Genomic DNA, 12,272 nt, shown 5'->3' with positions numbered 1-12,272 from the left:
GAGAAAAAGAAAAATGGCATTAACAGCAGGTATCGTTGGCTTACCAAACGTTGGTAAATCAACCCTATTTAACGCAATTACAAAAGCAGGAGCAGAGGCCGCAAACTATCCCTTTGCGACCATTGATCCAAACGTCGGGATGGTAGAAGTTCCAGATGAACGCCTCCAAAAATTGACGGAAATGATTACTCCTAAGAAGACAGTTCCGACTACTTTTGAATTTACAGATATTGCTGGGATTGTGAAAGGAGCTTCTAAAGGGGAAGGACTTGGTAATAAATTCTTGGCCAACATCCGTGAAGTAGATGCCATTGTCCATGTAGTGCGTGCTTTTGATGATGAAAATGTCATGCGGGAGCAAGGTCGTGAAGATGCCTTTGTTGATCCACTGGCAGATATTGATACCATCAATTTAGAATTAATTTTAGCCGACTTAGAGTCTGTCAATAAACGCTATGCGCGTGTAGAAAAAATCGCTCGTACACAAAAAGATAAGGATTCTGTTGCGGAATTTAATGTTCTACAAAAAATCAAACCAGTTCTTGAAGATGGTAAATCAGCTCGGACCATTGAATTCACTGAGGAAGAACAAAAAGTGGTGAAAGGACTTTTCCTTTTGACTACCAAACCAGTTCTTTATGTAGCCAATGTGGATGAAGATGTTGTTGCAGATCCAGATTCTATCGAGTATGTGAAGCAAATTCGTGACTTTGCGGCAACAGAGAACGCGGAAGTCGTGGTGATTTCTGCGCGTGCTGAGGAAGAAATTTCTGAGCTAGATGATGCAGATAAACAAGAATTTTTAGAGGCGATTGGCCTAACAGAGTCTGGAGTTGATAAACTTACGCGTGCAGCTTATCACTTGTTGGGACTTGGCACTTATTTCACAGCTGGTGAAAAAGAAGTGCGTGCTTGGACCTTCAAACGTGGCATGAAAGCTCCTCAAGCAGCTGGAATCATCCACTCCGATTTTGAAAAAGGATTTATTCGTGCCGTGACTATGTCCTACGATGATTTGGTCAAATACGGTTCTGAAAAGGCTGTAAAAGAAGCAGGACGCTTGCGCGAAGAAGGAAAAGAATATGTTGTCCAAGATGGGGACATCATGGAATTCCGTTTTAATGTATAAGAGAGTTAAAAAGATGTAAAGGTTGGAAAAAATATTTCCAACCCTTTTAGTGTTTTGAAAGGAAAGAGATGACGAAATTAATTGTTGGATTGGGAAATCCAGGTGATAAGTATTTTGAAACCAAACACAATGTAGGCTTTATGTTAGTTGATCAAATGGCAAAGTCTTTAAATCTTACTTTCTCCCATGATAAGATTTTTCAAGCTGATATCGCCTCAACATTTTTGAATGGAGAAAAGGTCTATTTTGTAAAGCCGACCACTTTCATGAATGAGAGTGGAAAAGCAGTCCATGCCCTTCTGACTTATTATGGTCTGGATATTGAAGATCTTTTGGTTATTTACGATGATTTAGATATGGAAGTTGGTAAGATTCGTCTTCGAGCTAAAGGATCAGCTGGAGGTCATAACGGAATCAAATCGATTATCAATCATATTGGAACTCAGACTTTTTATCGAATTAAGATTGGAATTGGAAGACCTAAGCAGGGCATGTCAGTTGTTCATCATGTTTTAGGGAAATTTGATAAAGACGATTACATCACTATTCTACAAACAATTGATCGAGTAGAAGAAGTGGTTAACGATTACTTGGTAGAAGAAAATTTTGAAAGAAGCATGCAGAAATACAACGGGTAAGTAGATGAATGTAATTGATTTAGTGAGTCAAAACTCCAACCTTCTATCCTGGCAACAAGGTTTACAAAAAAATAATAGGGAATTGATCTTAGGATTATCTGCGACCACAAAGGCTATTGTAATGGCTTCAGCCTTTGATTCTATTGAAAAAGCAGTCCTCATCACTTCCAGTTATAACGAAGCAGAACGATTGGCCAGTGATTTTATTGCCCTACTTGGAGAAGAGAAAGTCCATACATTTTTGGGAGATGATAACCCTTTAGCAGAATTTGTTTTTGCTTCACAAGAAAGGCAATTTGCACGATTAGAGGCTTTGAACTTTTTATGCCAAGAAGATCGTCAAGGCATCCTTGTGACCAATGTGAGTGGTATAAAACTACTATTACCTTCTCCTAAAGTTTTTGCATCTAGCATTTTTCAATTGAAGGTTGGTCAAGAAATAGACTTAACTACTCTGAGTGAAACATTACAGAAGATTGGCTACCAAAAGGTGAGCCAAGTTTTGCAACAGGGAGAGTTTAGTCTACGAGGAGATATTTTAGATATCTTTGAGATCGACCAACTCCAACCCTATCGGATTGAATTTTTCGGAGATGAGATTGATGGAATCCGAATCTTTGACCCAGAAAGTCAGCGTTCTGTTGAAAATGTTGAAGAAGTTCAACTTAAGGCAGTGAGTGATCTATTGTTGCAAGAGGAAGATTTTATACGTGGTCAGCAGCAAATCGAACAATTGCAAGAACAGAGTGCAAATGAAGAATTTAAATCTTATCTAGCAGAAATTCTGGGAGATATTTCTCAAAGGAAACTCCATCCGGATCTTAGAAAATTTATTAGTTTCTTTTACAAGAAACAATATACCCTATTCGATTATCTCCCTAAACACACTCCAGTCTTTCTGGATGATTATCAAAAAATAGCAGATCAAATAGCGAGATTTGAACTAGATACAGCTAATCTCTTGACGGAAGATTTACATAAAAATAGAGCTTCTTCTCGCCAAGTGTATTTTGCAGACACCAGTACAACATTACGAAAATATACGCCTGCAACTTATTTTTCAAACTTTCAAAAAGGATTGGGAAATCTGAAGTTTGATCATTTGTATCAATTCAATCAATATCCCATGCAGGAGTTTTTTGGACAATTTGATTTACTAAAAGAGGAAATTGAACGGTATCGAAAATCAAACTATACTGTTATTGTCCAAGCAATTTCTCATCACAATCTTCAACAGCTCCATAAAAATTTAGAAGAGTATGGGATTCGATTAGATTATATTGATGGGGATACGATCATTCCTCAAGCTAGTCAATTAGTCGTTGGAGGATTAGCTCACGGTTTTCAATTTGTTGATGAAAAAATTGTCTACATTACAGAATCAGAGATTTATCAGAAAAAGATCAAACGAAAGATTCGCAGGCAAAATATTTCCAATGCAGAACGCCTAAAAAATTATAATGAATTGGAAAAAGGGGACTATGTTGTTCACCAAGTTCATGGTATTGGTCAATATTTGGGAATTGAAACGATTGAAATTTCGGGTGTCCATCGTGATTATGTTTCAATTCAATATCAAAATGGAGATCGCATCTCGATTCCTGTCGATCAGATTCAGATGTTGTCCAAATACGTTGCAAGTGATGGAAAAACGCCAAAAATTAACAAGTTAAATGATGGGCGTTTCCAAAAAACGAAGCAAAAGGTTCAGACCCAGGTGGAGGACATTGCGGATGATTTGATAAAACTTTATGCGGAGCGTAGTCAATTAGAAGGCTTTGCCTATTCCAAAGATGATGAAAACCAAGAGGCTTTTGAACAAGATTTTCCATATATTGAAACAGATGATCAATTACGTTCCATTGAAGAAATTAAAAAAGATATGGAATCGAATTGTCCGATGGATCGATTGCTGGTTGGAGACGTCGGTTTTGGAAAAACAGAGGTCGCTATGCGAGCAGCCTTTAAGGCAGTAAATGATCATAAACAAGTAGCAGTGCTGGTTCCTACCACGGTTCTTGCCCAACAACATTATGCCAATTTTAAGGAGCGTTTTGAATCTTTTGCAGTAGAGGTTGCTGTTTTAAGCCGTTTCCAGAGTAAGGCAGAGCAGAAAGAAACGCTTGAAAAGTTGAAAAAAGGACGAGTGGATATTATTATTGGAACTCACCGGCTCTTGTCCAAAGATGTTGTTTTTTCAGACTTAGGCTTAATCGTGATCGATGAAGAACAACGTTTTGGAGTGAAGCACAAAGAAACCTTGAAAGAATTGAAAAAAAAGGTGGATGTGCTTACCTTGACAGCTACCCCTATACCTCGAACTCTTCATATGTCTATGCTAGGAATTCGAGATTTGTCTGTCATCGAAACACCTCCGACCAATCGGTATCCTGTGCAAACTTTTGTACTAGAGACTAATCCAACCATTATTCGAGATGCTGTGTTGCGGGAGATGGATCGTGGAGGACAGGCCTATTATCTTTACAATAAGGTAGATACAATTGAACAAAAGGTGTCTGAATTAAAAGAGTTGATTCCAGAAGCTTCGATTGGCTTTGTTCATGGTCAGATGAGTGAAGTTCGCCTGGAAAATACCCTGTTGGATTTCATTAATGGCGAATACGATGTCTTAGTGACGACAACCATTATTGAGACAGGTGTGGATATTCCAAATGCCAATACACTCTTTATTGAAAATGCGGATCATATGGGACTTTCAACTCTTTATCAACTAAGAGGTCGTGTGGGACGAAGCAATCGAATTGCTTATGCTTATTTGATGTATCGTCCAGACAAATCTCTTACAGAAGTGTCTGAAAAACGTTTAGAAGCTATTAAAGGTTTTACTGAGTTGGGGTCTGGATTTAAAATTGCTATGCGAGATTTATCGATCCGTGGAGCAGGGAATATCCTTGGAGCTTCTCAATCTGGTTTCATCGATTCAGTTGGTTTTGAAATGTATTCTCAATTGTTAGAAGAAGCTATTGCTAAGAAACAAGGCCAAGAGCATCGCAGACAAAAGAGCAATGCAGAGTTGAACCTTCAAATAGATGCGTATTTACCTAATGAATATATTTCAGATCAACGTCAAAAAATTGAAATTTACAAACAAATTCGTGAAATGGATTCTGCAACGGACTATGAATACTTGCAAGATGAATTGATCGATCGTTTTGGAGAATATCCAGATGTTGTCGCCTACCTACTTGAAATTGGTTTAGTGAAAGCTTACTTGGATCAAGTCTTTGTCCGTCTTGTTGAAAGAAAACAACAAAAAGTGACAGTGAAATTTGAACCTATTGCCAAACAACTGTTTTTAACACAGGATTATTTCAAAGCTCTGTCAATGACACAGTTAAAGGCACAGATTGCAGAAGAAAAGGGATTAATTGAAGTGATCTTCGATATTCGAAATAAGAAAGATTTTGAAATTTTGGAAGCTCTGAAGCAATTTGGTCAAACCTTATTGGAAATTAAACAGGAAAAAGAAAAGGACTAGCAGTTCTTAGCTCATTTTTCGCATTTTATGTATAAAAAATGATACAATACTATGTTAGAGGTGACAGTATGAGATTAGATAAATATTTAAAAGTTTCTCGCATTATTAAGCGTCGTCCTGTTGCAAAGGAAGTTGCAGATAAAGGGCGGATCAAAGTCAATGGAGTATTAGCCAAAAGTTCAACGGATTTGAAAGTGAATGATCAAATTGAAGTTCGTTTTGGAAATAAAGTATTGACGGTTAAAGTCTTGGAAATGTTGGATAGTACAAAAAAAGAAGATGCATCCAAAATGTACGAAATAATTAGTGAAACAAGGATAGAAGAAGATGCCTAAAAATATCGTTCAAATGAACAATAAATATATCAAAGACGAAAGTCAGCGAAAACGTTTTTTAGAAGAAGAAAGAAAAAAACGCAATCGTTTTCTGGGGCTTGTCTTGATATTGGTCATGTTATTATTTATTCTTCCAACTTATAATTTAGCCCAGAGCTATCAATCGCTACAAGATAAAAAAGAACAATACAAACAGTTGGAAAAAGAGTATAAAGAAACAAGTGAACAAAAAGAATACCAACAAGACATCGCTAAAAAATTAAAAGACGATGATTATGCAACAAAATATGCACGCGCTAAGTATTCTTTTTCAAAAGATGGTGAATATGTTTATACCATCCCAGATTTACTCCCCCAATAACCGATGGAAAATATCTTACAAACAGTTAAACAATTCCTTGAATTTTCGGATGAAAAATTAGAGGAATTAAAAAAGAAAAACCAAATGATTAAACTTCAAAAGGATGAAAAAGAAAGGAATACAGGTGTCTAAACGATTTCTGCTCCTATTGTTAGTTCCAATTTTATTTATTGGATCTCAAGCAGCGAGTGTCGAGCAGTCTGAGTCTTCTCAGACAACGGCTCATCCATCAGAACTTTATTTTTCTTCAATTCCAGCAAACCCGAATGTCTATCGCAAAATTTCTGTTTTTTCTGATCCTCAGTTGAAAAAAGCAAAAGGAGAAATTCTTCCCAACACACCGTTTACAATCGAACAACTCTTTGTAAATGATGAAGGGAAAGCTGTATTTAAAATAGCAGAGAAAGGATATGTATTAGCAGATTCTTCTGTCATTTTTTCTGATGTTGTACAAGAAACACAAGAAAAAAAACAAGACATGTGGCTAAAACCTGGTTTTAAAGTGTATGACCGACCCTTAATAAATGGTGCAAAAGAAAAAAATACACCTCTTTCTCCTTATACAAAAGTGACAGTCTTACGTACAGCTAAGACTTTACGAGATGAGTTTGTGGAGATTGAAGGTCAGGGCTGGGTGAACAAAGCATTCGTTACTGAAAAAGATAATCGAATAGAAAAAGTCCAGGACTTGTTAAATAGTAAATACAATTCTCCTTCGTATGGAATCTATGTAAAACAATTAGAGACTGGAAATACTGCTGGAATCAATCCGCAAAAAGAAATGTATTCTGCCAGTGTAACGAAATTACCATACTTGTACTACGTCCAAGAACAGCTCAATAAAAAAGCCATTTCTCCAACCACAACCTACAAATATATTCCAGAAGTCAATGATTTCAAAGGTGGCTATGAACCAGAAGGAAGTGGTAGCCTTTCAAAAACACCAGATGGAAAAGAATATAGTGTTCAAGAGTTGGTAGATAAGATTGCAAAAGAATCAGATAATGTTGGACATAATATCTTGAATTATTATGTCACTCATCAATCAGATCAAGACTTCCAAAAAACATTGGATAAAATTGCAAAAAAACATTGGGATGTTGAAAAAAGAGAAGCATCCGCTGAAATGGCTGGCAATGTCATGGAGGCTGTCTATCAACAAAATGGCCCTATTATTGATGCGCTCTCCTCTACAAAATATGATGATCAACGGATTGCGCGTGACCTTCCAGTAAAGGTTGCTCATAAAATTGGAGATGCCTATGATTTTAGACATGATGTTGCAATTGTATACACAAATTCACCCTATGTAATAGCCATTTTTACAGATCATTCGAATTATGATACGATTTCCAACATTTCAAAAGATATCTATGAGGTATTGAAATAATGGAAAAGCGATTTTTAGAGTTTTGTGAAAAACAAGATCTATTTACTCCCCATCGCCGTGTTTTAGTTGCCTTATCTGGTGGATTGGATTCAATGAATCTGTATGAACTTTTATATAAGAATAAAGAACGATTGAAAATCCATCTGGTACTCGCTCATGTCAATCATGGACAAAGACCAGAATCGGATTTAGAAGAAAGTGAACTTCGAACGCTAGCTGATAGGCGAGAGACACGTATCCATGTGGCTCACTATTCGGGTGATTTTACAGAAGCAAAAGCTCGTACCTTTCGTTATGATTTTTTTAAACAGATTATGGAGAAAGAGGATTGCACCGCTTTAGTAACAGGTCATCATGCAAACGATCAAGCCGAAACAACTTTCATGCGCTTAATACGAGGAACAAAATTACGCCATTTAAGTGGTATTCCTGTACGCCAACCATTTGGTAAGGGTGAGTTAATCCGTCCTTTGTTAACTTTTACCAAAGATGAGTTGATGAAAATCCCTCACTTTGAAGACAGTAGCAATGACTCACAGGACTATTTTCGAAATCGTGTACGCCATCAATACCTTCCAGAATTTGAAAAAGAAAATCCCCAAATGCAAGCAAGTCTTCGCTATTTAGCAGAGGAAGTGAATCATTGGCACCAAGCACTAAAAGAATTGACTAGCAAGTTAAGCATTCAAGATTTAGCTTCTTTTAGAACGTATTCTCATTCTGTACAATCATTCTTATTAGAAGAGTATTTGGCACAATTTCCAGATTTGCAACTTGGTAGGGCCCAGTTTCAAGAATTATTAGATTTACTGCGAAAAAAAAGAAATTGCATTCATTATTTAAAGTCGAATTATGAACTACATCAAGAATATGATTTCTTTGAAATACGAAAAATCAGTCAAAAGTCGGATGACCAACCCCTTCCTTTTTTGTTAGAATTTGGGAATATCTTTGATATTGCAAATTATAAACTATCTTTTGGACAACCATTAGTAGGGGAAAATGTAGAAATTCTTTCTGTTTCACGCGAAACTCCCATCTTAATTAGAGGGAGAAAGGAAGGAGATCACCTGCTTGTTAATGGCCACCATCAAAAATTAAGACGGTGGTTTATCAACCATAAAATTCCAATTTCGCTTCGACAAAAAGCTCTCATTATAGAACAGAATCATAATATTCTTTCTGTAGTGGGATTGGTAACGAGTGATTTGAGTAAGCTCTCAAAAAGTGGTATAATGAAAGATAGTCTTTATATTCAAAAAATAGATAGGTAAAAACATGTTAGAAAAAGATATAAAAAAAGTATTGGTTTCACATGATGAAATTGTAGAAGCAGCAAAGAAATTGGGTGAAACCCTAACAAAAGAGTACCAAGGGAAAAATCCAATTTTTGTTGGAATTTTGAAAGGCTCTGTTCCATTTATGGCAGAGTTGATCAACCACGTGGATACACATATTGAATTGGATTTTATGCTGGTTTCAAGTTATCATGGTGGTACGGCAAGCTCAGGTATTATTAATATTATCAAGGATATCGACCAAGATATTACTGGTAGAGATATTTTATTTGTAGAAGATATTATCGATACAGGTAAAACCCTCAAGAGTCTAAAAGAACTCTTTGAAGAACGAAATGCAGCATCTGTGAAGATTGCTACCTTATTGGATAAACCTGAAGGACGTTTGGTTGAGATTGAAGCAGATTACACCTGCTTTACGATTCCAAATGAGTTTGTTGTAGGATATGGTTTAGACTATGATGAAAATTATCGTAACCTACCCTATGTTGGTGTATTAAAAGAGGAAGTGTACTCAAAATAGAGGAGACTAGATGAATAACAGAAAAAATAACGGTTTTGTCCGAAATCCATTTCTGTATTTGTTGATTATTGTAGCGGCTGTGACAGGATTCCAGTACTTTTTTGCGGGTAATGGGGTTGGTCAAAGTCAGCAAATCAACTACACAGAATTGGTCAAAGAAATTAAAAATGATAATGTAAAAACGATCAGTTACCAACCAAATGGTAGTGTGATTGAAATTGCAGGTACCTATAATAAAGCAAAAGAATCAAAAGAAGATACAGGAATTCAATTTTTTACCCCAAGTGTTCAAAAAGTATCTCGCTTTACTAGTGTCATCCTTCCATCTGATATCACCGTCAATGAATTACAAAAATTAGCAGCTGACCACAAAGCAGAAATCACCATTAAGCGTGAGAGCTCAAGTGGCATGTGGATAACAATTCTCACTTCAATTGTTCCATTTGTTATTGTCATGTTCTTCTTCTTCTCAATGATGAACCAAGGCGGTGGCGGAGGTGCCAGAGGTGCCATGAACTTTGGTCGTAATAAAGCCCGCGCTGCTAATAAAGAAGATATTAAAGTTCGTTTTTCAGATGTAGCAGGAGCTGAAGAAGAAAAACAAGAACTTGTTGAAGTTGTTGAATTTTTAAAAGATCCAAAACGCTTTACTAAATTGGGTGCAAGAATCCCAGCAGGTGTGCTTCTTGAAGGCCCTCCCGGAACTGGTAAAACCCTTTTAGCAAAAGCAGTAGCTGGTGAAGCTGGAGTGCCATTCTTCAGTATCTCTGGTTCTGACTTCGTTGAAATGTTTGTCGGAGTCGGTGCTAGCCGGGTTCGTTCACTTTTTGAAGATGCTAAAAAAGCAGCACCAGCCATTATCTTTATCGATGAAATTGATGCTGTTGGGCGCCAGCGTGGTGTAGGTCTTGGTGGCGGAAATGATGAACGTGAACAAACCCTCAACCAGCTCTTGATTGAGATGGATGGTTTTGAAGGCAACGAAGGAATCATTGTTATCGCAGCAACTAACCGTTCTGATGTCCTTGACCCTGCCCTTCTTCGTCCTGGCCGTTTTGACCGTAAAGTATTGGTTGGACGTCCAGATGTGAAAGGTCGTGAGGCAATTCTTCGTGTTCATGCTAAGAATAAGCCACTTGCTCAAGATGTGGACTTGAAATTGGTTGCTCAACAAACACCAGGATTTGTCGGTGCTGATCTCGAAAATGTTTTGAACGAAGCAGCCTTGGTTGCAGCTCGTCGAAATAAAAAAGTAATTGATGCTGCTGATATCGATGAAGCAGAAGATCGTGTTATTGCAGGTCCATCTAAGAAAGATCGGACGATTTCACAAAAAGAACGTGAAATGGTTGCTTATCACGAAGCTGGTCATACAATTGTTGGTCTGGTCTTATCAAATGCTCGTGTAGTTCATAAAGTTACTATTGTTCCACGTGGTCGTGCAGGCGGTTACATGATTGCCCTTCCTAAAGAAGATCAAATGTTACTTTCTAAAGAAGATATGAAAGAACAATTAGCTGGGCTCATGGGAGGCCGTGTTGCCGAAGAAATTATTTTCAATTCGCAAACAACGGGTGCTTCAAATGACTTTGAACAAGCTACCCAAATGGCGCGTGCAATGGTGACAGAATATGGTATGAGTGAAAAACTTGGACCGGTCCAATATGAAGGAAATCATGCGATGTTTGGTGCTCAAAGCCCACAAAAAATGATTTCAGAACAAACAGCTTACGAAATTGATGAAGAAGTTCGTAGTCTGTTGAATGAAGCCCGTAATAAAGCGGCAGAAATTATTCAAGGAAATAGAGAAACGCATAAACTAATTGCGGAAGCTCTATTAAAATATGAAACCTTGGATAGTGTTCAAATTAAATCATTATATGAAACAGGAAAAATGCCTGAAAATTCAGAGCATGAATTAGAAGAAGAAGCAAAACCTCTATCATATGATGAGATTAAGTCAAAATTAGAAGAAAATAACTAATTCAAAAGAAGGAAAATATTTCCTTCTTTTTTTATTAAAAAAGTGTTGACAGAGTAAAAATATTCTGTATAATAGAATATGTTGTAAAAATGGTCCGTTGGTCAAGGGGTTAAGACACCGCCTTTTCACGGCGGTAACACGGGTTCGAATCCCGTACGGACTATCGATGAACTGTCACCAAGTGGCAGTTTTTTTGTGTATTTGGAAAAAATAATTAAAAATAATAACCAAATAGTTAAAAAAACGTGCAGAATAGAAAAAAAGTCCAATGGGCTTCTTTATTTTTATAAAATACAGATAAAAGTAAAGGAGAGCTTATGGAATTTAATAAAATGTATCAAAAAGTAAAATATATCGTAAGAAAATGTGAAAAAGAATATTATATTCAATTATGGGAAAAGGATGATTGGGAACAAGAAGGACAGCTAACACTCTTTGAACTTTATCAAAAAAATCCTGAAATTGAAACAAATGAAGAATTACTTTATACATATTTTAAAACAAAATTTAGAAATCATATTAAAGATAAAATAAGACAACAGGAAAGTGATAAGAGAAAAATAAATAGACTTCCATATATTGAAATTGGAGAAATTAGTCACAGAATTTCATCAAGAAAAATATATTTAGATGAGCTGGTTGTTCTTAGAGATGCATTAAAACGTTTTAAAGAAAAATTAACCGTAAAAGAAAAAGAACAATATGAAGCATTACTAGCAAACAGAAGATGTCTAGGAAAAACAAAAATGAAAAAGAAATTAGAGAACTATCTGAAGGATTTTAAAAATACAATTTAAGAACTGAAAGTTGACAGTGTATAAATGAACTTTCAAAAAAATAAAATTTTTTGAGAAAAAGTGTTGACAGTAAGGAGAGGTCATGATATACTAATATAGTTGTCGCGCGAGAGCGACAAAGACCTTTGAAAACTGAACAAGACGAACCAATGTGCAGGGCGCTATAACGAAAGTTATAGTAACTGAACAATAAAAAACAATAAATCTGTCAGTGACAGAATGAGTTTAAGACAAACAATTATTTTAATGAGAGTTTGATCCTGGCTCAGGATGAACGCTGGCGGCGTGCCTAATACATGCAAGTAGAACGCTGAAGCT

Annotated in this window: 11 protein-coding genes, 1 tRNA gene and 1 rRNA gene; all 13 read left to right on the top strand. The window is 36.4% G+C overall.

All coding sequences use genetic code 11. The annotated features are described in order from the left end of the window. Positions 1-13: 13 nt before the first annotated feature. The gene (gene ychF / locus QM351_RS06250) at positions 14-1,129 is read left to right on the top strand and encodes a redox-regulated ATPase YchF (protein ID WP_003010773.1); all 1,116 of its coding nucleotides are present in this window, start codon (positions 14-16) and stop codon (positions 1,127-1,129) included. A 68-nt stretch (positions 1,130-1,197) separates the two neighbouring features. Further along, positions 1,198-1,767: an aminoacyl-tRNA hydrolase gene (pth, locus tag QM351_RS06245; RefSeq protein WP_414327027.1), complete on the top strand. Its 570-nt coding sequence runs from the start codon at positions 1,198-1,200 to the stop codon at positions 1,765-1,767. Between the two features lie 4 nt (positions 1,768-1,771). Further along, on the top strand, positions 1,772-5,266 hold the full coding sequence (gene mfd / locus QM351_RS06240; protein WP_254728722.1) for a transcription-repair coupling factor: 3,495 nt from the start codon (positions 1,772-1,774) through the stop codon (positions 5,264-5,266). A gap of 68 nt (positions 5,267-5,334) precedes the next feature. Continuing rightward, the gene (locus QM351_RS06235) at positions 5,335-5,601 is read left to right on the top strand and encodes an RNA-binding S4 domain-containing protein (protein WP_003002258.1); all 267 of its coding nucleotides are present in this window, start codon (positions 5,335-5,337) and stop codon (positions 5,599-5,601) included. After that, complete coding sequence (locus QM351_RS06230; protein ID WP_003009251.1) at positions 5,594-5,962, top strand: FtsB family cell division protein; 369 nt, start codon at positions 5,594-5,596, stop codon at positions 5,960-5,962. Before QM351_RS06235 ends, QM351_RS06230 begins: the two co-directional genes overlap by 8 nt. 3 nt (positions 5,963-5,965) lie before the next feature. Then, positions 5,966-6,094: an SP_0009 family protein gene (locus QM351_RS06225; RefSeq protein ID WP_003009253.1), complete on the top strand. Its 129-nt coding sequence runs from the start codon at positions 5,966-5,968 to the stop codon at positions 6,092-6,094. Next, complete coding sequence (locus QM351_RS06220) at positions 6,066-7,352, top strand: serine hydrolase (protein ID WP_414327026.1); 1,287 nt, start codon at positions 6,066-6,068, stop codon at positions 7,350-7,352. The genes QM351_RS06225 and QM351_RS06220 overlap by 29 nt, the downstream gene beginning before the upstream one ends. Continuing rightward, entirely contained in the window at positions 7,352-8,626 is a 1,275-nt protein-coding gene (tilS, locus tag QM351_RS06215) for a tRNA lysidine(34) synthetase TilS (RefSeq protein WP_254728728.1), read from the top strand. Before QM351_RS06220 ends, tilS begins: the two co-directional genes overlap by 1 nt. Before the next feature lie 4 nt (positions 8,627-8,630). Continuing rightward, positions 8,631-9,173: a hypoxanthine phosphoribosyltransferase gene (gene hpt, locus QM351_RS06210; RefSeq protein ID WP_003018402.1), complete on the top strand. Its 543-nt coding sequence runs from the start codon at positions 8,631-8,633 to the stop codon at positions 9,171-9,173. Between the two features lie 10 nt (positions 9,174-9,183). Then, complete coding sequence (ftsH, locus tag QM351_RS06205; protein WP_254728735.1) at positions 9,184-11,157, top strand: ATP-dependent zinc metalloprotease FtsH; 1,974 nt, start codon at positions 9,184-9,186, stop codon at positions 11,155-11,157. A 91-nt stretch (positions 11,158-11,248) separates the two neighbouring features. After that, positions 11,249-11,320 (top strand) — tRNA-Glu (locus QM351_RS06200). Positions 11,321-11,474: 154 nt separating this feature from the next. Beyond that, positions 11,475-11,954: a sigma-70 family RNA polymerase sigma factor gene (locus QM351_RS06195; protein ID WP_049473250.1), complete on the top strand. Its 480-nt coding sequence runs from the start codon at positions 11,475-11,477 to the stop codon at positions 11,952-11,954. A 242-nt stretch (positions 11,955-12,196) separates the two neighbouring features. Then, a 16S ribosomal RNA gene (locus tag QM351_RS06190) occupies positions 12,197-12,272 on the top strand; the annotation flags it as partial.

It is taken from the genome of Streptococcus parasanguinis (genome assembly GCF_047465465.1).
Classification (GTDB): Bacteria; Bacillota; Bacilli; order Lactobacillales; family Streptococcaceae; genus Streptococcus; species Streptococcus parasanguinis_AI.
Note: the sequence above shows the minus strand (reverse complement) of the source record. Positions and strands in the feature narration are given on the sequence as shown.